The following is a 22,748-nucleotide window of genomic DNA, read 5'->3' as shown; positions in this document are numbered from 1 at the left end:
GTCGCGGTCCGTACCGGCTCACCCCGGACCTGGTGACTGTCTCGCGATATGCGGGTGATCGCACGTCGAGCCCGCACCGCGACGACCGCCGGGATCCGCCGGCCGGGTGCGCTCGGCGTCCCCCTGGTCACAGATCCACGGTGGCGAGATGATCGGTGGTGCCCCCGCGCCACTCGACCAGGAAGAGGGTCGCGTCGTCGCTGGTGATCCCGCGCCGTTCCCGCATCAGCGCATGGGAGACTCCACGCACCATTTCCCGCACGTCTTCGCCTCGGGCGCGTTCGACGATTCCGATCAGTCGTTCCTCGCCGAACTGTTCTCCGCCGCTTTCATGCTCCTCGACGAGACCGTCGGTGAAGAACAGGACGCGGTCCCCGCGCCGGAGTCTCTGCTCGCTGATCTGAGGTATGTCACCGCCGAAGCCCACCGGTAGCGTTCCCGGACCCGCCAGGGTCTGGATGACCTGGTGATCGCGGATCAGCAGTGCTGGTGGGTGACCCGCGTTGACCCACTGCAGGTGACCTGTCCCGACATCCAGGCGCATCATCTGCGCGGTGACGAAATGGTCGGGGCCGAACTGCCTGTTGATGGCCGCGTCCATGAACATGTAGAGCTCGGCGAGCCCGACGTCGGCGCGTCGGGCGTGCCGGTAGGCGCCGATCGCGACCGTCGCCAGTACGGCGGCGTCCAGGTTGTGCCCCATCGCGTCGATGACGGACACGTGCAGGATGTCGTCGTTGAGGGCGTAGTCGAAGCTGTCACCGGCGATGTCGTAGGCGGGTTCGAGGATGCCGGCCACCGCGACCTGCGGGGTGAGCATGGTCAGCGGGGGCAGCAGGGACCACTGGATCTCCGCGGCCACGCTCATCGGCGCGCGGCGCCGGGCCCGGAAGAACTGGTCGGTGTAGTTGCTCTTCGTGACCAGCATGTCGGCGACGAGGCCGGCCAGCCGGCGCAGCAACCGGCGGTCGTCGTCATCGACGGTGGTGAGGGTGAGAGCGAGCACTCCCACCTGGTCGCTTCCGTCCAGCAGGGGCAGGTACATCCGCACACCGTCCGCCCGTGACTGCTCGACGGTCGTCGCGCCGAGGAACGCCGTGCCAGCCGGGGAGTCGTCGATCGGCTCGGGCTCTCCGATCGCGAGGCCTCGGCCCGGCAGCGGCGTCAGCACCCGCTGCTCGTAGTCCTGCAGCAGGATCGTGATGTCCCGACCGCCGATCCTGTTCACTTCTTCGGCCACCAGCGGGGCGATCAACTGCGGCGGCATCTCGTGCGCGCGGTCCAGCAGCAGGCCGAGCAGCCGCTCGCCGAACCCCTCCGACCGATCCACCGGAACATCGCGAGAGCCCTGTCCGCCTGCCACCGTGGCCATCCCCTGTCCCTCGCCCGCCCCTCCCAGCTGTGCGAGCCTGACCGGACGACGTCAACCGGTCACGCCGACACCCCGCCTCAACCACTGCTCGATAGGCTGGAGAACCACTGCGCCGTCTCGGGGCGGGCGCCGGGAGCGCTGGCGAAGTCGTTCAGCCAGGGAACACCCGGGTACCGTTCCCGCAGCCCCGTACGGACCTGTGTTCGCCGAGACGTGCCGGCAGGTGTCGATCTGCGTCCCGGACCTTCTGCCCGCGCCGGAGGCCCGGATTCACTCTGCCGTCCTACCCGAGGGGATCACTGAAGAGCCCGGTCAGCCGCGGAGTCGGCGCATGGGTCGTCGTAGCCCGGGGTGTGGTGGTTCGAGGGGCTGTGGCTCGGGGTGTGACGTTTCGGGGTGCGGTGGGGCGGGGCGGTGCTGTCTGGGCCGGGCGACCGGCGGAGACGACGAGACGGACGTCGGAGCCTCGGTCCGCCGCCGTGATCCGGGGCTGCTGGTCGATGACCGTGCCCACCGCGGCATCCGACCGACGTTCCTCCCGCGTGACCTGGAATCCGGCGTCCGTGAGCTGTTCGACGGCGGTCCTGGCAGGCTGGCCGACGACGTCGGGCACCGGGAGCTGAAGGCTCACCACGGTGATGGTCACCTCGGTTCCGGGCTCCACCTTCTCCCCGGCGTGATCCTGCGCCTCGACCCACCCCGGTGGGGCGCCCGCCCTGACCGCGGTGCTGATCTGCGCGGTGACGGCGAGGTTCGACCGGCGGAGCACGGTCTCGGCATCCGACTGCGACCGACCGACGACATTCGGGACCGCAACCGCGGAGCGACCGGCTGAGACGGTGAGAACCACGGGCGAGTCCGCGCGGACGACGTCGCCGGACTGCGGCCTGACCGCGAGGACGGTGCCCCGTGCCCGGTCATCCGGCCTGCGGGTCTGGGTGATCTGGCGGAAGCCGGCAGACTGGAGCGAGGCCTTCGCGCGGGTGACGGGAAGGCCGACCAGCCCGTCGGGAACGGCGGCGTTGGCCGGGCGGGACGGTGACGTCGTCCGATGGATGAGGAGTGCGACCACCGTGATGACGGCCGCGATCGCCAGCGTGCCGGCGAGGACGGTCAGCCGCCGGCCCGGTCGGCGACCCCGCCGGACGGCGGAATCGGGTTCGGCGTGTGCGGTGACCGACTCGTCGGTCACCGGAGGGGCCGCGACAGGCGGGATCTCGGTGACGCCCGCCCCGATGCCGAGCGTCGCCTGGCTGCCGAGCGCCGCGTTGCCGCCGAGCGTCGCGTTGCTGATGAGCGTCGCGTCACTGACGGGCGTCGGGTTGCTGACGGGCGTCGGGTTGCTGATGAGCGTCGCGTTACTGACGGGCGTCGCCTCGATGCCGGCGGCCGCCAGGGGGGCGGCGCCGCCCAGAAGGTCGGCCAGGAGATCAGCGACATCCGGGCGCGCCGCCGGGTCCTTCGCCAGCGCCCGAAGAATGAGCGGTCGCAGGGAGGCGTCCAGGCCGTTCGTTGCGGGTCGGGAGTGCAGCACCGCGTCCCGCAGTTCCCGGTGGTCCACCCCGGCGAAGGGGAAGCGTCCGGTGCCGGCATAGGTGAGCACGCTGCCCCAGGCGAACACGTCGGTCGCCGGGGTCGGGCGTTGACCGGTCCACTGTTCTGGGGCCATGAGCTGAGGTGTTCCGGGCTGCTGGCCGCTGGACACGGTGATGCCGACGGCCTCGTTCAGCGCGCGGGAGATGCCGAGGTCGATGACTCGTGGACCGGTCCGGGAAAGGATGATGTTGGCTGGCTTGATGTCACGGTGCACGATCCCGACGCGGTGAAAGGCAAGCATGGCGGACGCCAGGTTCAGGGCGAGCTGATGCAGCTCCGATCGGGACAGCGGCCCGCGTGTTCTGATTTCCTGGCTCAGCGTCGGCCCGGCGATGAACTCGGTCACCAGATACGGGTCACGGGTCGCGGTGTCCGCGTCCAACACCGACGGGGTGTACGGACTGTTGATCCGCCGAGCGTTGTCGACCTCCCGGGCGAACCGGGCAAGGAAGTCGGCCTGCCGGGCAAGGTGACGGTGCAGCGTCTTGGCCGCAACCCAGCCACCGGCCGGGTTCCAGGCCAGGAACACGGTCCCCATCCCGCCCTCACCGAGTCTGCCGAACAACCTGTACGGCCCCAGCGCCGGGGGATCGTCGTCCTCGAGCTCGGTCACTCCGTCCGGCAGGACGGCAGGACTGCGCACGGCCTGGCCACCGCTGTCCGCCAACACCGGACCATGCACCTCCCGCAGCACGCCGAGTACGCACACGATATTGGGGAAGGCCGCGCCCAGAATCTCGGGTGCCAGCATGGCCGTCTGCCGCCGAGGGCCGAACTAGCGTGAGCGTGGAGATCGGGCCCGTTCGCCGTCGGCCGGCCCGAGCCGGGCCGCGAGGTCGAGTTGGGCCGGAAGGCCGAGCCGGGCCGGGAGGTCGAGCCGGGCGAGGCGGCCGGCGTCGACGAGGGCGTGGATCTCGGCGATTCGCTCGTCGGCGACGACGAATCCCATGACCGAGACCGGCCTTCCGTCGATGGTGATGACCACTCCGGCGGTGCCGTTGACCAGCACCGGGTGCACCACCGCCGCGGGCTGGGCGAACAGGAGCGCCCGGCGGGCGACGTCGCGCGCCCCGCGCACCACCGCCGAGGCCTGCGGCCGGCCCGCCCCGCCGTCGGCACGCAGCACGACGTCGGGGTCGAGCACCGCGACCAGGGACGTCACGTCGCCGCCGCGGGCCGCGGCGAAGAACGCGTCGACGACCCTGCGTTGGACGGCGTGGTCGGCGTCGGGGACGGGCGTGTCCAGCGCCCGCACCCGTCGCCGGGCTCGGCTGGCGAGTTGGCGGGCCGCGGCCGGCGAGCGGCCCACCATCGGCGCGATCTCGTCGAACGACAGGTCGAACAGGTCGTGCAGCACGAAGGCCAGTCGCTCGGCGGGAGCCAGGGTGTCCAGCACGGTGATCAGGGCGAGCCCGACCGCCTCGGCCAGCAGGGCCTCCTGCTCGGGCTGCCCCGCCCCGGTGGCCGGGGCGAGATCGATGATCGGATCGGGCACGTGGACGCCGGCGAGGTCCTCGGGACGGTTCCTGCGGGCGCGCAGCATGTTCAGGCAGATCCGCGCGATGACCGTGGTCAGCCAGCCGGCGAGGTTCTCGACGGCGCCGACGTCGGATCGGCTCAGGCGCAGCCAGGCCTCCTGCACCGCGTCGTCGGCCTCATCGAGGGAGCCGAGCATCCGGTAGGCCACGGCGCGCAGATGCCCGCGGTGCTCCTCGAAGCGCCGGGCGAGCCGTTCGCGTTCGTCCATCGGTCACGATCCTCCGTCGCGTTGCCGTTGCCGTTGCCGTCCTGTCGGCACGCAGCACAGGTGCTCGGGTCGGTGGCGGGCAGGATCGTCGGCGTCCCACCGGACGAACCGACCGATCTCGGCCCCAGGATGGCGGCCTATCCCCAGGAGCCGGCGACCTGCTTCGTGACGGCGTTCAGCCGGTTGAAGACGTTCGTCGTCGCGATCTTGAGGATCAGTGCGGCCAGGCCTCGGTCGTCGTAGTGCCCGACCGCCTCGGCCCAGACGTCGTCGGGGACGGGGTCGGTGCGGTCGCTGAGCCGGGTGGCGGCCTCGGCGAGGGCCAACGCGGCCCGCTCGGCGTCGTCGTAGTAGCTCGTCTCCCGCCAGGCCGCCACGGCGCCGAGCCGCTGCGCGGTCTCCCCGCCCTTCAGTGCATCGCGGAAGCCGGCGTCCACGCAGGCACTGCAGCCGTTGATCTGGCTGACCCGCAGATGCACCAGCGCGAGGGTCGCCGCCGGCACGCCGCCCGTCTCGCTGGCCGCGTTCAGGGCCGCGATCGCCGGCCACGCCTCGGGGATGACCGCCGCCGGGTTCCTCATCCGTGCTGCCACCGTTTCAGGTCCTCTCGTCCGGGCCCATGCCGGGCCCAAGCCGCGGCGGCGCCGTCGGCCGCCCGTCACCTCGTCTGACCCGCGGTGCGGCGCACATGTGACGGCGGTGGGCTTCCGGGGTCCGGGCCGCAGAGAAGGTCGGGCCTTGCCGGTCGCCGCAGCGACTGCGACTCTTGCTGCCCACGGTCGACTTCCGGCGGGCTGGCACCCCCGCCACTCGCGCCGACCTCGGCGGCCTACCCGTACAGAGAGATCCCGCTCCGGCCGGGGACGCCCATCGTGGCGCCCGTCGGGTTCCGCGGAACCGCCCCCACGCTGCCCGCCCCCGCCCCCGCCCCCAACCCCGACCGCGGCCCCGGTCTGGCTCCCGGCGAACAGAGGTTCCGCGGAACCGGGCCACCGTCTGCTGTCCGGGCGGCCGGGATCGGCTCCTCTATCCGCGGGCGCGGGGGGTGACGCGGCGGGTGGGGGGAGCGGTGGTGGGGTCGTCGGGCCAGGGGTGGCGCGGGTAGCGTCCGCGCAGCTCGGCGCGGACCCGCGGGTAGCCGGTGCGCCAGAACGACGCGAGGTCGCTGGTCACGGCGACGGGACGACCCGCCGGGGAGAGCAGGTGCAGGACGACGGGGACGCGGCCGTCCGCGACGGGCGGGACCCGCTCCCAGCCGAACACCTCGGCGACCTTGACCGCGAGGACGGGGCCGTCGGGGTCGCTGTAGTCGAGGCGCACCCGCGACCCGCTCGGCACCACCAGCCGCTCCGGTGCCAGCGCGTCGAGCCGCGCGGCCTGCGGCCAGGGCAGCAGGCGGCGCAGTGCCTGGCCGGCGTCGATGCGCTCCAGGTCCGCCCGGCGGCGGACACCGGCGAGATCCGGACCGAGCCAGTCGGGCGCCGCCGCCAGCAGCGCGGTGTCGGCGACGTCCGGCCAGGGTGCGCCGAGGAACCGGTGGCAGAACGCGAGCCGCTGCCGCAGCCCCGCCGCGTCGCGGGTCCAGCGCAGCGTCGCCAGCCCCTCGCGACGCAGCCCGTCGAGCACCGCCGCCTCGAGCAGGGCCGGATCGGGCCGGGCCAGCGGGCGTTCGGTCAGGACGATCGCCCCGAGGCGCTCCACCCGGCGGGCGACGACGTCGCCGCCGGACCAGGCGACCTCCTCGTCGGTGCGCCGCAGCGCCGCGCCCGCCTCGCGCGCGGTCGCCTCGTCGAGGGCGACGGCGAGGCGCACCCGCGCCGACGCCCGCCCGACCCCGCGGTCCGCGACCGCGACGGCCAGCCACTGCGCGCCGGTGAGCGCCGAGCCGGCGGCCAGCTCCGCGGCCGTTCCCCCGGCCATCAGGTACGTCGTCCCACCGGGGACGCGGGCCCGCGCGAGCCGTTCGGGGAAGGCGAGCCCGACCACGAGCCCCGCCGCGAGATCGTCGGTGACGCCGTCACCGGGCCGCGCCGCGGGGGCGTCGGCGGGGACGGCGGCTGCGGCTGCGGCTGCGGTGGCTGCTGCGACGGCGGAGCGCAACCGCCGCGACTCCTCGCGCCAGCGGGCGGAGGCGGCCCGGTCGGCGTTCGCCCGCAGGCGGCGCCACGCGGCGAGGAGGTCGTCGGACCCCGAACCCGGTCCGGAGCCGCCCGCCGGGCCGTCCCCCGACAGGACGGCGACGATGTCGGCCGCGCGCCCGGCGCCGACGACGCCCGCGCCGGCGAGCAGGGCGCCGGCAAGCCGGGGGTGGACGCCGACGGCAGCGATCGATCGCCCCCGCGGCGTCACCCGGCCGGCGTCGTCGAGCGCGCCGAGCGCGCGCAGGGACGCCCTGGCGGCATCCATCGCGCCCGCCGGCGGGTCGCTGAGCAGGCCGAGTCCGTCGCCGCCGGGATGACCCCAGAGCGCGAGGTCCAGGGCGAAGCCGGTCAGATCGGCGACGGCGACCTCCGGTTCGGCCTGGGCGGGCAGCCGGTCGTGCTCGGCGGCGGACCAGCAGCGGTAGACCCGGCCCGGCGCCTCGCGCCCGGCCCGGCCCGCGCGCTGCCCGGCGGACGACCGGGACACCCGTACCGTCACCAGCGAGCCCAGCCCACGGGCGTGATCCATGCGTGGGGAGCGGGCCAGCCCGGCGTCGACGACCACCCGGACCCCGGGCACCGTGAGGCTGCTCTCCGCCACCGCGGTCGCCAGCACGACCCGTCGCCGCGGCCCGGGGCGCAGGGCCGCGTCCTGGGTCCCGCCGGACTGCCGGCCGTGCAGGGCGAGCACGTCGACGCTGTCGCGGTGGCCCGCGAGCCGCCCGGCGACCGCGGCGATCTCGCCGGCGCCGGGCAGGAAGACGAGCACGTCCCCGGACGTCTCCCGCAGGGCGCGCCCGACCGTCGCGGCGACGTGGTCGAGCAGCCGCGGGTCGACGCGCAGGCCGTGCGCGGGCGTGAGCGGTCCCGGCGGCGGAGACCAGACCACCTCGACGTCGAAGCGCGCGGTGGCGGCGCCGACGACGGGGGCGGGCGGCCCGGGCGCGCCCAGCACGCCGGCCAGCCGCGGGGTGTCGGCGGTCGCCGAGGTCGCGAGCAGCAGCAGGTCGGGCCGCAGCGTCGCGCGCACGTCGAGCATGAACGCGAGTGCCAGGTCGGCGTCGAGGTGGCGTTCGTGGCACTCGTCGAGGATCACCGCGCCGGTGCCGGGCAGGTCCGGGTCGCGTTGCAGACGCCGGACGAGGACCCCCGTCGTGACCACCTCGACCCGGGTGGCCGGCCCGACCCGACGCTCCCCGCGGATCGTGTAACCGACGGCATCGCCGACCTCACCGCCGACGAGCCACGCCATCCGCCGCGCCGCCGCCCGCACCGCGATCCGCCGCGGCTGGGCGACCACGACCCGGCCCGTGACCTCGCCGGCGAGCGCGAGCGGGACCAGCGTCGTCTTGCCCGTCCCAGGCGGTGCGACCAGCACCGCGACCCCACCCGGATCGCGACGGCCGCCGCCCGGATCGGGATGGCGGCCTGGCTCGTGGTCACCGTCCGGGTCGGGACGGCCGCCGCCGGTCAGGTCGGGACGGCTACCGCTGACCGGGTCGGGACGGCCGCCGCCGGTCAGCGCGGCGACGAGCGCGGGCAGGACCTCCCGCACGGGTAGATCCGCGCCGGTGACCGCGCGGTCGGGCAGCATGCGCCCAGTCTCCTCGGGCGCGGCGGGCCGGGGGCGCGGGGCGGCCCGGAAATGCGGGGGGCGGCCCGGGAGATGCGGGGGGCGGCCCGGGATGCGCGGGGCGGCCGGGAGATGCGCGGGACGGACGGGAGATGCGGGGCGTGCCGGGGGAGGGTGCGGCGGGGACCAGTGGAGCGTGGCGGCGGCGTTCGCGGCGCCACTTTCTGGCAGTCATCTGCCAGAAAATCATGGACGGCGCGGCGGGCGGCCGCTAGTGTCCCGATCATCGGACACCGGCCGTGCCCCCGAGGGAGGCCGGTTCTCGCCGAGGAGGGGAAACCGGACGTGGCCCGCGCGCTTTTCCTGGTTCTGAGCAATCCCGCTGATGGGCGGGACGACGAGTACAACAAGTGGTACGACGAAGTGCACATCCGCGACGTCTGCGAGGTCCCCGGCGTCGTCTCCGCCCAGCGCTACCAGGTGCGGCCGGACGTCCCGCCCGCCGACGTCCTGCCCGCAGACGGCGAGGCCGGTGACGGCCGCCTGCCACAACGGCACCTGGCAGTCTACGAGCTCGACGACGATCCGGCGAAGGTGTTCGGGGAGTTCATCACCCGGGTGGGTGACGGGCGCCTGCCGTTGAGCGACACCCTGGACATGTCCAGCGTCGTCATGTCGGTCTGGGAACCGGGCGCCCGCTGGCCGGCCTGAACTCCTTCCCGCGCTCAGTTCAGGGTCCGGCCGGGGTGGGTCCCGCCGCGGCGGATCTGGCGGGGGCGGGCTTGGCGGAGGTGAGGCGGAGCAGGGCGGCGGCGTGCGGCGCGAGGGTCAGGGGCAGCGGGCCGCCGGCAAGGGTGGTGATCGTGCCCGTCCACAGGTCGGTGGCGCGGTAGCCGGCGGCGGTTGCCGGCAGGGCCAGCTCGGCCCGGGTGAGAGTCGCCGCGCGGGGGGAGTCGCTCCGGTTGACGGCCAGCACGGCCGTGTCGCCGTCGGCCAGCGGCCGGGTCCACAGCGCGAGACCGTCGCGGCGGGGCACCGGCACCGGCGCGGCGCCGAGCGGGTCCTGGTCGATGGCGAGCACGGCGGCGTTCGTGAGGATCGCGGCCGTCGTCGCGGTCATCCTGGTCAGATCGTTGCCTGCGAGCAGCGGGGAGGCGAGCATCGACCAGACGCTCAGCTCGCCGCGGGCCTCGGTGTCGTCGAGGGCGGCCGCCGGGGTTGCGGTGGCGAGGCCGGCCAGTTCGCGCACCCCGGGGTTGGCCGTGGTCGGGGTCAGGCCGATCGTCAGCATGTCCAGGTCGTTCCAGTGGCCTGGGCCGCCGGCGGCCGCCCAGGCGCGGGCGGCGTCGAGGTTGTCCACCGTGCAGACGCCCGGGTAGCCGTCCATCGGTTCGGTGGACGCCCAGCAGGGAGCCTGATCATTGGTGACCCGCCACAGGTGGGCGACCCGCGGCGCCCAGGTCCACGCCCGCGCGGCCGCGGGATCGCCGCCCGCCGACGGGTTGATGCTGAACACGACGGGCCGGCCGGTGGCGTCGAGCGCGGCGCGCATCCGACCGAACCCGGCGATCAGCCACCTGCGGGCGTCGGTACCGGCCGGGCGCAGGTCCGGGTAGCCGCAGGCGTCGTACTTGAGGTAGTCGACCCCCCACGCGGCGAAGGTGGCGGCGTCGGCGGCCTCGTGGCCGAGGCTGCCGGGCAGTCCCTGGCAGGTGGTGCGGCCGGGGGAGGCGTAGAGGCCGAACCGCAGGCCCCGGGCGTGCACGTAGGCGGCGAGGGCGGCGATGCCGGCGGGAAACCGCTCCGGATCGGCCACGAGGCGCCCGTCGCCGCCGCGGGTCGGCGCCATCCACCCGTCGTCGACGATCACGTAGCGGTAGCCGGCGGCACGCATCCCCGAGCGCACCAGGGCGTCGGCGGCGGCTCGGACGTCGCCGTCGCGCACGGTCCCGCCGAAGGCGTTCCACGAGTTCCAGCCCATCGGCGGGGTGCGGGCGAGCCCCGCCGAGACCTGTCGGTTCGCCGTCGAGTCGGCGACGAGCGGGACGCCGCCGCCATCGCCGCGCAGGCACGTCAGCAGCAGGACGACCAGCGCACCGAGCGCCACGGCGACGCGCGCCCTGCCACGTCCCCGCGCCAGGTCGCCCTCGGCGTGGGGCTCGTTCGCGGCGTGGGGCTTGCCCTCGGCGTGGGGCTCGTTCGCGGCGTGGGGCGCGTCTGCGGCGTGGGGCGCGTTCGCGCTGTGGGGCTCGTCCGCGGTGTGCGACCGTGGACCGGCGAGGGTCACGGCCTCATCCTGCCGCCGACCGCGGCCGGTGCGTGCGCGAGGCGCGTCACCGGGGTGGCGGGGTCGCCGCCGCGCCGTCAGTCCACGGCCCAGGCAGACGCGGCTGACGTCGTGGCCGAGAAGGCGGGCGACGGCGGCGTTCATGGGTGGTGCGCCCCCACACGCGGGCGCACCACCTGCCTGTCGGGCTTCGCAGGCTTCCCGGCTGATCGGGCTACCAGCGGGTCAGGCTGCGAGCGGGTCAGGCTGGGAGCGGCTCAGGCTAGGAGCGGCTCAGGCTACGAGCGGGTCAGGCTGCGAGGTCCACGACGAGAGTCTGGCCGGTCGTCGGTCGATACAGGGTGAAGTTCGTGCTCCGGAAGGTCCTCTTGCCGGCGATGTCGCATCGCACCTCGGCACTCGCGGTGCTGGGGAGCTGCGGATTACCGAAGACCACCGAGAACCGTCCGCCCGTGCCCACGGTCGTGCCGTGGGACTCCCCGCCGCCGGTGATTTTCAGTGATTCGGCGGAGCCGAGCTTGCACCTGACGGTTCCGGTGACCGTCAGCGGATTGTTGGTCGTACCGGCGCCGGCCGGCGCCAGTGGAACGAGGGCCAGTGTTGCTCCGGTCCCCGCGATCAGGACGAGCGCCCTGATTCTTGACAGCCTTCGTGACAGCCCTCGCATGGCACACCTCCGACGCCATCGAATACCTGCCGGCGTGGTGGTCGTTGTACCCGACAGCCGAATACCTCACACGCTCCGCGGAATCCGGGGCCCGATTTCAGCGGGTTACCATGAGTTTGCGGACGCCGTAGTTGGTGCCGGTGAAATCCATCGGGACCTCGTTCGGCGGGGTGGCGAGGCGCAGGTGGGGGAAGCGCCGGAAAAGCGCGGGCAGGACGGTCCTCAGTTCCGCGCGGGCGACGTTCTGGCCGAGGCAGGCGTGGACGCCGTAGCCGAAGCCCAGGTGACGGACCATGGTTCGGTCGAGGTCGAGTGCGTCGGGGTCGGCGAACACGCGGGGGTCGCGGTTGGCGGCGTTCATGGCGACCACGACCAGCTCGCCCCTGCCGATGTGGGCGCCGCCGAGTTCCACGTCCTGCGCGGCGACCCGGCCGAGGCCGAACTGGACGATGGTCAGGTAGCGCATGAGCTCCTCGACCGCGGTCCCGATCCGTTCCGGATGTTCGGTCAGGTCCCGGCGCTGCTCCGGGTGGGTGAGCAGGGTGAGCGTGGACAGGCCCATCATGGCGGCCGTGGTGTCGTGCCCGGCGAACAGCAGCAGGACGCCGAGGCCGACGAGCTGCCGCTCGCTCAGGATCGACCCCTCGTCGTCCGCCTTGCCGATCAGTTCGGCGAGGATGCCCTCGGTGTCGCCGGTGCGGCGCTTGTCCGCGACCAGCGCGGTGATGTAGTCGACCAGCCAGTGGGCCCCACGGTCGCGCTCGGCGCGGCTGACGCCCGTGTCCATCATCACCTCGGTGGCGTGGTGGAAGCCGTCACGGTCGGCGTAGGGGACGCCGAGCAGTTCGCAGATCACCAGGCACGGGATGGGCAGCGACAGGGCCTGGACGAAGTCGAAGGTCTCGGGCCCGGCGGCGATGGCGTCGAGATGCTCGGCGACGATCCGGTCCAGGTAGGGCTGGAGCCTGGTCTGTACCGCCTTCGGGGTGAAGCGGGCGGTGAGCAGCCGGCGGTAGACGCCGTGGTCGGGCTCGTCCATCATCACGAAGCCCGCGTCGAACGGCGCGTCGTCCCCGGCCTCGGCCTGCTCGCCCTCGGGGGTGTCGTGGCGGCGGCGCTTCGCGCTGAAGCGGGGATCGCTGAAGACCTGGCTGCCCTCCTCGAAGCGGGTGACCAGCCAGCCGGTGGAGCCGTTGGGGAAGCGCGCCCTGACCACGGGCTGGTTCTCGCGCAGCTCGGTGTACGCCGCGGGCGGATCGAGGGGATGGGCCAGGTCGCGGGAGATGGGCTGGTCGATGAGGTGCCGCGTCGTCATCTCGTCTGCTCCTTCGCGGTGTGGGCTCCGTCGCCGGTGTGGCCTCGGTCGGCCGTGTGGGCTCCGTCGGCTGAGTGGCCCTTGCCGGCGGTGTGGGCCTCGACTGCGGCGGTGACGCCGGCGTGGGTGGCGGTGGCCTTGCACCAGCCGGTGTAGACCGCCAGGTGCAGGACGGCCTCGCGGAGCTGGTCGGGCGTGAGCTCGTCGTTGACCAGCCCGCCGGTGGCGATGATCTGGACCAGTTCGGGGCGGCCGACGGTCGCCGCGACGCCGAGGGTGAGCAGCCGGCGGTCCCGCACGGACAGGCCGGGTCGGCCCCAGACCTGGGCGAACAAGTAGTTCACCGTCTCGTCGGTGAAGGGGTCGTGCCCGCCCTGCACGCCGGCGCTGAAGCCGGGGCCGTAGACCTGATCCATCATCTCCAGGCCGTACCGGTGCGGGCCGTCGTCGAGGTCGGCGGTGACGTCCCAGTCGCGCGAGCCGCGCGGGTCATTCGAGTCACCCAGGACGTGCGGGACGTGTGGATCATCCCGGTTGAGCGGGCTATGGGAACTAGGCGGGTTACCGTGCGGATTGTGTGGGCTGTCCGGGTGCTGTGGGTGCTGTGGGTGCTGTGGGTTGTGCTGGCTGTGCGGGTCGGGCAGGTCGAGAGTCTGGTCGGCGTGGGTCCGGGCCGCCTCGACCAGGGGCACGTCGACGTCCAGGGCGGTCGCGAGGTCGCGGGCCGCGTCGAGGTCCTTGGTCATCAGCGGTTGGATCTTTCGACCGGCTGCCTGCGGCAGCCGGTCGTCGCCGCCGCGCAGCCGCAACAGGGTGAGCAGGGTGTGACCCTCGGGGTCGGCGGTGTCGATGACCTCGGCGAGCCGGGCGGGGTTCACACCCGCGGCGCGTGCGAGGGCGCTAGCCTCGAACACGGCACGCCAGCTGCCATAGGTGACGACATTGCGGGCGATCTTCGTGACCATCCCGGCGCCGAGCGGGCCGCAGTGCACGACGCGCCTCGCCCAGTCGTCCAACACGGGCCGCGCGGCCTCCACGGTGGCCTCGTCCCCGCCGACGATGGCGACCATGCCGTGGTCCGCCGCCCGGTCGCCCGGGGTCACCCCGCAGTCCAGAAAGCCCACGTCGTGCTCGGCGCACAGGGCCGCGAGCTCGTGGACGACCGCCAGCTCCACGGTCGACAGCAGGACGATCGTCAGGCCCGGGTGGGCGCCCGCCAGCAGCCCGTTCTCCCCGCCGATGACGTCGCGCGCCTGGTCGGCGGTGACGACGGCGACCATCACGACGTCGCTGCTGCGCGCCACCTCCGCGGGCGAGCCCAGCGGGTCGCCGACACCGGGCAGGGCCGCCGACGCATCTGGCCGGACGTCGTGGACCGCGGGAACCCGGCCGCGCCGGGCCATGCTGACGGCGACCCCGCCGCCGATCATCCCCAGCCCCACCACACCGGCCCGCAGTGTCATCGTCTCCGCCATCACGCGTCCCTTCCACTGAGCGCCACTGCGTCACCGAGTGCCCGCTCGTCCTTGATCGCCGAGCCGCTGCCGGGGGCCGAGTCCGCGACCGGGACCTGACGTGCGCTCGGGACCTGACGTCCGCTCGGTGCCTGACCTGTGCCCGGGGCCTGACCTGTGCCCGGGGCCTGACCTGTGCCCGGGGCCTGACCTGTGCCCGGGGCCTGACCTGTGCCCGGGGCCTGACCTGTGCTCGGGGTCTTATCTGCGCTGGGGGCCGGCACGGTGTCGGTCGCGCGCGGCCATGGGGCCTGCTCGGCGACCAGCGGGCGGTACCCGCGCGTGGCCCGCGGCATGTTGACGCCGGCGACGGCGCGGACTGTGCCGTCGCGGCCGTACAGCGCCGTCAGCCGGCGTTCGGCGAGGCTGCCCTCGACAACCCGTACCTGGTCGCAGCCCCGGATCCGGCCATAGATCTGGATCTTCAGGTCGTACTGGTCGGACCAGACGTACGGAAGCGGATCGAAGGGAGTCGCGTGCGCCGGCCCGGCGAGGATGTTGCGGGCGACGGCCAGGCCCTGCTCGGTGGCGTTCGCGCGGTGCTCGATGCGGATGCGCTCACCGGTGCGCGGGTGCGGCCACGAGACGACGTCGCCCGCCGCCCACACGCCCGAACCGGCGTGGAGGGTGGCGTCGCACTCCACCCCGTCCCCGACGGCGACGCCGCTTGCCGCGAGCCAGCCGGTGTTGGGACGGGCGCCGATGCCGACCAGCACGGCGTCGGCCTCGACGGTCCGGCCGTCGGCCAGCCGCACCCCGCTGGCCCGGCCACCCTGGGTCAGGACGGCGTCGACCCGGACGCCGGAGATGATCCGTACCCCGTGCTCGGCGTGGACCTCGGCGAGCATGGCGCCCAGGTCGGGGCCGAGCGCGTCGGCCAGCGGCACCGGAGCGTCGGTCACCATGGTGACCTCGGCGCCCAGTTTCCGGGCGACGGCGGCCGCCTCGGCGCCGACGAATCCGGCGCCCACGATCACCAGCCGGCGGCCGGGCCGCAGCTCCCGACGCAGGTCGAGTGCGTCCTCGAGCGTGCGCAGGACGTGTACGCCGGCGACGCCGTCGGTGCCCGGCAGCCGACGGGCGGCGGCCCCGGTGGCCAGGACGAGCGCGTCGTAGCCGACCCGGTCGCCGTCGGCCAGGGCGACCTCGCGCGCCTCGGTGTCCAGGGTGACGGCCGCGGCGCCCAGCCGCAGGTCGAGCCCGAGCGCGTCCAGTGCCCCGGCGTTGCGCAGCCGCAGTCGGTCGGCGTCCCACGCGCCGGACAGCAGCTGCTTGGACAGCGGGGGCCGGTCGTAGGGCAGGTGGGGCTCGTCGCCGATGAGCGTCAGCCGCCCGGGGTAGCCGCCGCGTCGCAGGGCCTCCGCGACGCTCAGACCGGCGGCCGAGGCGCCGACGATGGTGACCCGCGACGGGGCCACCGCGCTCACCTCCGCACCTCGATCCCCGGCGCGTCGATCCCCGGCGCCTCGATGTCGAGCGCCTCGATGTCGAGCACCTCGATGTCGAGCACCTCGATGGCGGCCGCCGGGCAGACCGCGGCGGCCCTACGCACATTGTCGTGTTGGTCGGCCGGCGGGTTGGCATCGAGCAGGATCACGATGCCGTCGTCGTCGCGCTGATCGAAGACGTCGGGGGCGGCGAGCACGCACTGGCCCGCGCCGCAGCACCTGTCGACATCGACAGAAATCTTCATGGAAACCTCCGGGCAAGCCCCTTTCCGGGGGCTCTGCCGACCGGGGGACTGGCAGATTTCGTGGTCTCGGTCACCTGTCGACCCCGGTCACCTAACAAAGTTAAGTCAGACTGTACTCGCAACCTTCGAGGGTAGGCAAAACCGACCGTCTTTAAGCGGGCATATACCCACTTGTCCAATTAATCGGCGATTCTTTCTCGGTGGGTTTGGGTGGACGGTGAGGATCCCGATCTCTGGTCCGGATGTCCGCGCCGCGTGCATGGTCTCCATCGCGCTTCAAAATCCGTGCACTTGAGCGGGAACTGGTACTCCGCTGGAGTTGCAGGCTTTATTTTCCGACGCAGACGCGACTGAAGTGGCATTGGCTGAAGTGAATACGCGCGACGCGATCTCTCTGCCCGGATTGCGGAGGCTATTGATCGCTGTTCGGCGTGTCACGTGCGCGAGGATCTTCGCCTCTGATATTGATTAAGGCGCCGCGCCGGCGGTCGAGTCATCAGGAAAGCCCGTGCGGTATCGACCGTTCATACTACTTCGGAATCAACCAGGTCTACTGGATCGATGACCCGATCGAGTCGGTGCCGGAAACGGCTGAGGAGTGGATCCGGTCGCGCGGTAGGGAGTTTCTCGAAAGAAGAGGACGACCTTGCTCTGGGTGAAACCGGACCCAGGATTGCGGTGATATGGCCGTCGCGAACCGGCGATCAGACTGATCGCTCCCAGTGAGAATCTTTTCCTTGAAAGGTGGAGGTGGTCATGCATTTTAGGTCCCTCAGCAAGAGGGCTGTCAGAACTACCGTCATGCTGTCGATGGTCGGTGGCTTGTTCGGCACCGCGGCGCTCGGCCAGGCGGCCACCGCTCAGGCCGCCCCGATCGCCAGCAATGTCGAGCAGGACGTCCACGGGGCACCCGGCCTGAGCGGCGGTTCCCCGCACAAACTGAACATCCTGGACGACAAGGACTGTGAGGACCTGTTCAAGAAGTGCCAGGGCCGGCCGGGTCCGCCAGGTCCGCCAGGTCCGCCGGGAACCCAGGGTCCGCCAGGTCCGCCGGGCACCCCGGGAACCCAGGGTCCGCCAGGCCCGCCAGGCACTCAGGGCCCGCCAGGCACCCAGGGTCCGCCAGGCATCCAGGGTCCGCCAGGCACTCAGGGCCCGCCAGGGCCAAGCGTCGGGTCGAGCAGCTTCGTCGTCTCCGCCACCGCCGAAAGGGTCGCGGCTGTGTCGTGTCCGGCGGGCACCTTCGCTCTCGGCGGCGGCGGGTCGTCGTCGAACGGAAGCGCTCTCACTGCCTCGGTGCCCACCGGTGGCTCGTCGACCACCCCGGCGACCGGCTGGGCGGTCCGTCACAGCGCCAATCAGCCCATCACCGTCTTCGCGATCTGTGCGCCGTAGGCGTACGGGTTCACGACCTCCGTGCCGAGATCGCCGAGCCTAGGTCGGCGCTGAGTGGCGGTACCCCAGCCCTGATCCCGTGGGGGTACCGTCCGCCTGGCTACCGGTCACCGCCCCGTAGGCCGGTGGGAGGCTCCCCCGGGGGCGTGCGCAAGGCTGTCTCCCCCCTGACGATCCGTGTTGCCTGCCAGAATGGCCCTGATGTGGCGGGAGGCGGCGGTTTCCGGGGGAGCGGACCGGAAGGGCGGCGAGGTGCCCGGCGTGCTCGCGACGAGGGAGTCGAGCAGGCCGTCGGCGAGCTGCAGCGTCAGGTTCTCCGTCGACTCGTCGTGGAAGAGGCTGTGGTGGAGCGTCACCATGCCGTGCAGCCCCGCCCACAGGGTCTGGGCTGCCTGCTCCACCGGCAGGGACAGCGCGTATCCGCTCTGCCGACAGCGCCGGAAGCCGGCGCGGAGACTGGCCGAGACGCCGTGGGCCGGGTGCTCGCTGATCCTCGCGATCTCCACCGTCGGCTGCGGCACCTCGAACATCAGCCGGTAGTGCCCGGGGTTGGTCAGCGCGAACCGGCAGTAGGCGTGCGTCTGCGCCCGCAGCGGCTCGCGGGGATCGGTGTCGTCGGTGGCCTCGTCCGCCCGCGCCATGCTTGCGACCAGATCGTCGTACTTGTCGGACAACGCCGCCCAGACCAGTGCCGCCTTGTCCGGGAAATGCAGGTAAATGCTCGGCGCCGCGACCCCGACCTCTCGGGCGACCGCGCGCATCGTCAGTTTCTCGGCGCTGCCCCACTCCACCAGCAGATGGTTCACCGCGGCCAGGATCTCCCGACGAAGCTGCTCGCCCTGCCCGCGCATGCTGCGCGCCCTGCCCGAGCCGCCCGGCCTGCCGCGCGGAAACTGCGCGGTCGCCACCGGTCACCACCTCCGCCCAGAGCCTACGTCGCAGGCCGATGGACAACTCAGGGATGGACAACCCGTGGATGGACAGTCCCAGGCCGCTACCGGTGATGTGCCGGCGCCCTTTGCGATGGTCGGCTCGTCCGGCCGGACGGCTACGAGGTGATGGCGGCAGCGCGGCAGGCGTAGTCGTCCCGGGTGAGGTGGGCGAGCATGAAGTCGGCGACGTCGGCGTAGGAGATCCTGGATGTGATCGTCAGGCGCAGGTCGGTGCCGGTGCGGTAGCGCCCGGTGCGCGGGCCGCCGGTGAGCAGGGCCGGCCGGACGATGGTCCAGGTGGTGGCGCTCGCCCTGATGAGATCCTCCATGCCCTCCTTGTCGCGCATCAGGGATCTGATCGCCACCCGGGCGATGGCGACGTAGAGGTTGCGGTGGCGGCTGTCGGCCACGCCGTAGCCGCTGACGGCGATCAGACGCTCCACGCCGTGGTCCTGCATCGCCGGCAGGATGGTGCGCATCCCGTCCGTGCAGACCGTGCTGCCCCATCTGCGCTGGCCCAGCGCGCTGAGCACGGCGTCGCTGCCGGCGATGACCTGCTTCACGACGGCCGCGTCGCGGACGTCACCGGCCACCGGCCGCAGACGTTCGTGGGTGGCGAGACCGCGGGGGTCGCGGGCGAGTGCGGTGACCGTGTGGCCCTGCGCCAACGCCTGTTCGAGCAGGTGACGCCCGGTGTGCCCGGTGCCGCCGAAGACCGCCAGATGCATGCTGACCCTCCGCTAATCAACGCTGTTGACGACATTGCCGAAAAACTTTGAGTCTCCAAGTATTGGGCAGATACTTGGAGACGTCAAGCTTCGGATATGCCAGGTTCGGATGTGCCAGGTTCGGACGCTCCAGGTAATGTCGGCGGGTGGGCGACGGCGACGGCCTTGCGGACGACTCGCTGATCCACGCCGTCGTCAAGCAGGTCGTCACCCTCGCGGTCGCGACCAACGACCTGGCCGCGGACCTGGTGAAGGAGCTCGATCTCACCGAGGCGCTCGCCGGCGCGCTGTGGCGGCTGGACCCCGACGGCCCGCCGCCCTCGATGCGCGCGCTGGCGGCAACGCTGAACTGTGACCCGTCCACCGTGACGTTCCTGACGGACCGGCTCGAACAGCGCGGCCTGATCCGACGGCGACCGGCACCGACGGATCGCCGACAGAAGATCATCAGTCTGACCCGCAGAGGCGTCGAAGTGCGCGCGCAGCTCGTGCAGGCCTTCACGGCGGGCTCCCCGCTCGCCCGTCTCTCCCCGGACGATCAGCAACACCTCTACGCGCTGCTCGCCAAGGCGGGGGCAGACCCGAGCCAGTTCACGTGCCGGGCGGCCGCCTCGTCCGTCCCCCGCGAGCCCTGATCAAGCTGCGTCGCCTGAGTCGTCGACCAGGCCCGCGGAATCGACGGTGTGATCATGCGACGCCTCACGGCCGGCTGCCGCGTGGACAGCACGGCCAACGCCGCAGCCAGCCCGACCCGGTCCTCGACCCCGGCCAGCCCGCCGGGATGTAGGGACGCCGTCGGGCACATCGGACCTCGACGTCTCGCCGACCCGCCGGCGGCGGAACCGGCGACGGCGAGCGTTGATGAGGATGCGCCGGGCGTAGGCGTCGGGGGCGTTACTGCTCCGCACACGGTCCCAGGCGCGAACTCCCGGGCGAGCGCGGTCTGGGCCACGCCCTCGGCGTCGGCTGCATTCCCGGTGAGCAGGTACGCCAGGCGTAGCAGCGCCGGAAGCCGGCTGGCGAAGTACGCCCGGAACTCGACGTCTCGCTCCTCATCCATCGGAATCCATCGGACCTCGTTCCGTCTCCTTCCCTCAGAGGCCCGCCGGACCGGATTGGTGTGACGGTTCGAGTGTCGCGGCGCGGCTCAGGCGCGATCCCGCCAAGGATGATCACGGATATGAGCGGCGACGCGCCATACATGGGCCTGCCAGAATGATCCGGGTGGAGATCTCGGATTCTGCGTCGCTTCCGTTGGTCGAGTTCGATCCCTCTCCCGCGGGCATGGTCCGGCCGTTCGCGGGCCGGGGTCGGGAGAAGGCGGGTGTCCGGCTGCCGGAACTCGCGGTGCTGTGTTTCTTCGGGGAGGTCGTCGATGCCCTGGTGGAGACCCATCAGGCCCGGGTGCTGACCGAGCTCGTCGGTGAGCACGGCCGGCATCCCGTGTACGAGGTGCTCCTCGACGGGACGCCGATCGCCGTGTTCCAGCCGGGCATCGGCGCACCGCTGTGCGCGGGTTTCATGGAGGAGGCCATCGTCCTCGGCGCCCGGACCTTCGTTGCCTGCGGCGGGGCGGGATCGCTGGTCGACTCCCTCGTGCTCGGACAGGTCATCGTCCCCGACCGGGCCGTCCGCGACGAGGGAACCTCGTTCCACTACCAGCCGCCCAGCCGCGAGGTGAGCGCCGATCCCGCCGGGGTGGCGGCGGCCGAGGCGGTGCTGGCCCGTCACGGGGTGCCCTTCGTTCGCGGCAAGACCTGGACGACCGACGCGATCTACCGCGAGACGCCGGCCAAGGTCGAGGCCAGGCGCATGGAGGGCTGCCTCACGGTGGAGATGGAGGCCGCCGCCTTCTTCGCGGTCGCCCGGTTCCGCGGGGTGCGGTTCGCGCAGCTCCTCTACGCCGGCGATTCGTTGGCGGGCCCGGTCTGGGCGTCGCGGGACTGGCAGCAGGCGCTGCCCACCCGCGCGCGCCTGTTCCACCTCGCCGCCGAGACCTGCGTGGAACTCGGCCGCGCCGCGGCAGTCTCGTGAGCGCGGGCGAATGACGCGGGCGAACCCGGTCGTGGTCGTCAGTGGTCGTTAGTGGTCGTGGTCGTTAGTGGTCGTGGTCGTTCGTGCTCGTGGACGTGATCGTGGAGGAGTCGACGGTGGAGCAGGTGTGCAGCGAGTGCGACTTCGACGCGTCCGCCGTCGGGGTCGGGCAGGTCGCCGCCGATCTCGGCCCGGTCGCCGGACGGATCGCCGAGCATCTGCGGGCCCTGCCCGCGGACGTCGTGCGCCACCGCCCGGGACCGACTGTCTGGTCGCCGATCGAGTACCTCGGGCACCTGCGCGAATCGATGGCCTTCCACCGTTGGCTGATCGAACGGGCCACCGCCGAGCAGACCCCGGTGATCCCGGCCGTCGACCCCGACGCGTCAGTGGCCGCGGCGGACTACCTCCGCGGCGACCTGGACGATCTCCTCGGCCAGTTCGAACGCCGGGTCGCCCGCCTGCGCGAGACGATGGCGCGGCTCGACGCGGACCTGGCACGCCGCACGATCGACCTGGACGGCCGGATCGTCGAGGTCGCCCTGGTGGCCCGCAGCGCCCTGCACGAGTGCCACCACCACGACGGCGACATCGTCCGTGCCGGCCTGGTCTGACGCGTCTGCCCCGGGTTGACGGATCGGCCCGGTCGACGCGCCCGGCGGATCAGCCGGCGCCCCCCGGCCCGGGGTCGGCCAGGGCTGCGAAGTCGAAGCTGCTGATGTTCCGCTCGCGGACGGTCCAGCGGTGCCGGCCGGCCGCCGTGGCGACCGTGGTCACCTCACCGCGCACGATCGCGCCCCGGATCTCGTCGTAGCTGGCCCCCTCCTCGGCGACACAGCACACCGCATCGCCGACGCCGACCTCGGCGGCGGCCCCGGACGGATCGACGAACGCAACCGTGATCTCCTCCCCGTGCCGCTCGGCGCCGGCCAGGGCTCCGACGGGCCAACCGTCCGCGTTCACGTAGGCGACGACCATCTCCGCGGAACCGTCGAGGAACGCCGAGAGCTGCTCGGCGTCCATCGCGATCCGCCGGCGGCGCTCAGCCGACATCGTCTGCTCCCTGCGCTGCATTCATGAACAGGGCGGTGAGGGGGCTCACCCGGATGATGATCCGCCTGCCGTCGAGCAGCCTCTCCCGGACCCTGCTGACAACGTGGGGCGGGGTCGTGACGTGCGGGGTCGTGACCTGCGGGGCCGTGACGTGCGGGCTCGTGACGTGGGGCGGCGTGGTCTGCGGCGGCGTGGACGGGCTCGGCGTCGGATCCGTGCCGTCGCCGTCGTGCATCCAGTGCTCGATGCTTCCCTCGCCGGGCTGCACGCGTCCCCAGACACTGAGCACACGCCGATCGGCCGCCCGGTCACGGGGCACCACGACCACACAGACCCGGCCGTCCCGGCGCAGGTGGGTAACCTTCGCGCTCCTACGGTAGGTGTTGAACTCCAGCGTGCCGTCGCACCACCGGACGGTCATCGGGTAACCGATCGGCCCGCCGTCCGCGCCGGTCACGATCAGAAAGCCACGCGTGTGCGCGGCGAGGAACCGCCGCTGCTCGTCCGTCAGACCGGCGCCGGGGGATTGGCCGTCCCGCCCACGCCCGTCAGGTAAGCCGGCGCCCGGACCAGCGGCGGCATCCTCCGTCGGAACCGTCATGTCCGCATCTCCCTTCGGTTGGGCACTGGGTGACACTGCCGATGGCCTGCCTGCCACGGAACCCGGCCTGCACCGTCAATGCACGCAATCGAGACTCCCA

Annotated in this window: 19 protein-coding genes; 4 read left to right on the top strand and 15 right to left on the bottom strand. The window is 72.8% G+C overall.

Annotated features, from left to right (window positions below):
* Nucleotides 1-127 precede the first annotated feature (127 nt).
* The 5 genes from FRAAL_RS17620 to hrpB all read right to left on the bottom strand — a co-directional run bounded on the left by FRAAL_RS17620 (nt 128) and on the right by hrpB (nt 8,450).
* Nucleotides 128-1,330 carry a PP2C family protein-serine/threonine phosphatase gene (locus FRAAL_RS17620; RefSeq protein ID WP_231861063.1) on the bottom strand — a complete coding sequence of 401 codons (1,203 nt, stop codon included), beginning with the start codon at nt 1,328-1,330 and terminating at the stop codon, nt 128-130.
* A 325-nt stretch (nt 1,331-1,655) separates the two neighbouring features.
* Entirely contained in the window at nt 1,656-3,719 is a 2,064-nt protein-coding gene (locus tag FRAAL_RS30530; protein WP_011605151.1) for a protein kinase domain-containing protein, read from the bottom strand.
* 24 nt (nt 3,720-3,743) lie between these two features.
* A complete protein-coding gene (locus FRAAL_RS17610; protein ID WP_011605150.1) occupies nt 3,744-4,715 on the bottom strand; it encodes a sigma-70 family RNA polymerase sigma factor in 972 nt (323 codons plus the stop codon).
* A gap of 137 nt (nt 4,716-4,852) precedes the next feature.
* Nucleotides 4,853-5,296, bottom strand: a complete 444-nt coding sequence (locus FRAAL_RS17605; protein WP_011605148.1) for a carboxymuconolactone decarboxylase family protein — start codon at nt 5,294-5,296, stop codon at nt 4,853-4,855.
* Nucleotides 5,297-5,741: 445 nt separating this feature from the next.
* Nucleotides 5,742-8,450: an ATP-dependent helicase HrpB gene (gene hrpB / locus FRAAL_RS17600; protein WP_011605146.1), complete on the bottom strand. Its 2,709-nt coding sequence runs from the start codon at nt 8,448-8,450 to the stop codon at nt 5,742-5,744.
* A gap of 324 nt (nt 8,451-8,774) precedes the next feature.
* Here hrpB and FRAAL_RS17595 point away from each other — a divergent pair, with 324 nt between their 5' ends.
* Nucleotides 8,775-9,140 carry a hypothetical protein gene (locus tag FRAAL_RS17595; protein ID WP_011605145.1) on the top strand — a complete coding sequence of 122 codons (366 nt, stop codon included), beginning with the start codon at nt 8,775-8,777 and terminating at the stop codon, nt 9,138-9,140.
* A 19-nt stretch (nt 9,141-9,159) separates the two neighbouring features.
* On the opposite strand, the gene FRAAL_RS17590 is transcribed toward FRAAL_RS17595, so the two are convergent.
* The 8 genes from FRAAL_RS17590 to FRAAL_RS17550 form a co-directional block, all read right to left on the bottom strand.
* Complete coding sequence (locus FRAAL_RS17590) at nt 9,160-10,716, bottom strand: glycoside hydrolase family 27 protein (RefSeq protein ID WP_011605144.1); 1,557 nt, start codon at nt 10,714-10,716, stop codon at nt 9,160-9,162.
* Between the two features lie 289 nt (nt 10,717-11,005).
* Nucleotides 11,006-11,383: a hypothetical protein gene (locus tag FRAAL_RS17585; protein WP_011605143.1), complete on the bottom strand. Its 378-nt coding sequence runs from the start codon at nt 11,381-11,383 to the stop codon at nt 11,006-11,008.
* A gap of 97 nt (nt 11,384-11,480) precedes the next feature.
* On the bottom strand, nt 11,481-12,698 hold the full coding sequence (locus FRAAL_RS17580; RefSeq protein ID WP_011605142.1) for a cytochrome P450: 1,218 nt from the start codon (nt 12,696-12,698) through the stop codon (nt 11,481-11,483).
* Nucleotides 12,695-14,173, bottom strand: a complete 1,479-nt coding sequence (locus FRAAL_RS35065) for an NAD(P)-binding domain-containing protein (protein ID WP_083866830.1) — start codon at nt 14,171-14,173, stop codon at nt 12,695-12,697. The genes FRAAL_RS17580 and FRAAL_RS35065 overlap by 4 nt, the downstream gene beginning before the upstream one ends.
* Nucleotides 14,173-15,639: an NAD(P)/FAD-dependent oxidoreductase gene (locus FRAAL_RS17570; protein ID WP_011605140.1), complete on the bottom strand. Its 1,467-nt coding sequence runs from the start codon at nt 15,637-15,639 to the stop codon at nt 14,173-14,175. The genes FRAAL_RS35065 and FRAAL_RS17570 overlap by 1 nt, the downstream gene beginning before the upstream one ends.
* Nucleotides 15,636-15,905: a ferredoxin gene (locus FRAAL_RS17565; RefSeq protein ID WP_085949676.1), complete on the bottom strand. Its 270-nt coding sequence runs from the start codon at nt 15,903-15,905 to the stop codon at nt 15,636-15,638. The genes FRAAL_RS17570 and FRAAL_RS17565 overlap by 4 nt, the downstream gene beginning before the upstream one ends.
* A 1,502-nt stretch (nt 15,906-17,407) precedes the next feature.
* Nucleotides 17,408-18,208 (bottom strand): TetR/AcrR family transcriptional regulator, encoded by an 801-nt coding sequence (locus FRAAL_RS17555; RefSeq protein WP_197537205.1) that lies wholly within the window; start codon nt 18,206-18,208, stop codon nt 17,408-17,410.
* A 140-nt stretch (nt 18,209-18,348) separates the two neighbouring features.
* Nucleotides 18,349-18,960, bottom strand: a complete 612-nt coding sequence (locus tag FRAAL_RS17550; RefSeq protein ID WP_011605134.1) for an NAD(P)-dependent oxidoreductase — start codon at nt 18,958-18,960, stop codon at nt 18,349-18,351.
* Between the two features lie 146 nt (nt 18,961-19,106).
* Between FRAAL_RS17550 and FRAAL_RS17545 the strand changes: the two genes are divergently transcribed.
* From FRAAL_RS17545 to FRAAL_RS17530, 3 genes are all read left to right on the top strand, one after another.
* Entirely contained in the window at nt 19,107-19,595 is a 489-nt protein-coding gene (locus FRAAL_RS17545) for a MarR family winged helix-turn-helix transcriptional regulator (RefSeq protein WP_011605133.1), read from the top strand.
* A 589-nt stretch (nt 19,596-20,184) separates the two neighbouring features.
* A complete protein-coding gene (locus FRAAL_RS17535) occupies nt 20,185-20,994 on the top strand; it encodes a nucleoside phosphorylase (protein WP_197537204.1) in 810 nt (269 codons plus the stop codon).
* Nucleotides 20,995-21,077: 83 nt separating this feature from the next.
* Nucleotides 21,078-21,608 carry a DinB family protein gene (locus tag FRAAL_RS17530; RefSeq protein WP_011605131.1) on the top strand — a complete coding sequence of 177 codons (531 nt, stop codon included), beginning with the start codon at nt 21,078-21,080 and terminating at the stop codon, nt 21,606-21,608.
* Between the two features lie 49 nt (nt 21,609-21,657).
* Here FRAAL_RS17530 and FRAAL_RS17525 read toward each other — a convergent pair whose 3' ends face one another.
* Together FRAAL_RS17525 and FRAAL_RS17520 are read right to left on the bottom strand one after the other, a co-directional pair.
* On the bottom strand, nt 21,658-22,047 hold the full coding sequence (locus tag FRAAL_RS17525; RefSeq protein ID WP_157734455.1) for a hypothetical protein: 390 nt from the start codon (nt 22,045-22,047) through the stop codon (nt 21,658-21,660).
* Nucleotides 22,037-22,648: a pyridoxamine 5'-phosphate oxidase family protein gene (locus tag FRAAL_RS17520; RefSeq protein WP_011605129.1), complete on the bottom strand. Its 612-nt coding sequence runs from the start codon at nt 22,646-22,648 to the stop codon at nt 22,037-22,039. The genes FRAAL_RS17525 and FRAAL_RS17520 overlap by 11 nt, the downstream gene beginning before the upstream one ends.
* Between the last annotated feature and the right edge of the window lie 100 nt (nt 22,649-22,748).

The organism is Frankia alni ACN14a, assembly GCF_000058485.1.
Classification (GTDB): domain Bacteria; phylum Actinomycetota; class Actinomycetes; order Frankiales; family Frankiaceae; genus Frankia; species Frankia alni.
This window is presented reverse-complemented; position numbering and strand designations above follow the sequence as displayed.

What these genes read in the sequence shown, in the direction of transcription:
- FRAAL_RS17565 (WP_085949676.1), bottom strand. Translation starts at nt 15,905, where the DNA reads ATGAAGATTTCTGTCGATGTCGACAGGTGCTGCGGCGCGGGCCAGTGC.
- FRAAL_RS17550 (WP_011605134.1), bottom strand. Translation starts at nt 18,960, where the DNA reads ATGCATCTGGCGGTCTTCGGCGGCACCGGGCACACCGGGCGTCACCTG.
- FRAAL_RS17605 (WP_011605148.1), bottom strand. Translation starts at nt 5,296, where the DNA reads ATGAGGAACCCGGCGGCGGTCATCCCCGAGGCGTGGCCGGCGATCGCG.
- FRAAL_RS17610 (WP_011605150.1), bottom strand. Translation starts at nt 4,715, where the DNA reads ATGGACGAACGCGAACGGCTCGCCCGGCGCTTCGAGGAGCACCGCGGG.
- FRAAL_RS17520 (WP_011605129.1), bottom strand. Translation starts at nt 22,648, where the DNA reads ATGACGGTTCCGACGGAGGATGCCGCCGCTGGTCCGGGCGCCGGCTTA.
- FRAAL_RS30530 (WP_011605151.1), bottom strand. Translation starts at nt 3,719, where the DNA reads ATGCTGGCACCCGAGATTCTGGGCGCGGCCTTCCCCAATATCGTGTGC.
- hrpB (WP_011605146.1), bottom strand. Translation starts at nt 8,450, where the DNA reads ATGCTGCCCGACCGCGCGGTCACCGGCGCGGATCTACCCGTGCGGGAG.
- FRAAL_RS17580 (WP_011605142.1), bottom strand. Translation starts at nt 12,698, where the DNA reads ATGACGACGCGGCACCTCATCGACCAGCCCATCTCCCGCGACCTGGCC.
- FRAAL_RS17525 (WP_157734455.1), bottom strand. Translation starts at nt 22,047, where the DNA reads ATGTCGGCTGAGCGCCGCCGGCGGATCGCGATGGACGCCGAGCAGCTC.
- FRAAL_RS17585 (WP_011605143.1), bottom strand. Translation starts at nt 11,383, where the DNA reads ATGCGAGGGCTGTCACGAAGGCTGTCAAGAATCAGGGCGCTCGTCCTG.
- FRAAL_RS35065 (WP_083866830.1), bottom strand. Translation starts at nt 14,173, where the DNA reads ATGGCGGAGACGATGACACTGCGGGCCGGTGTGGTGGGGCTGGGGATG.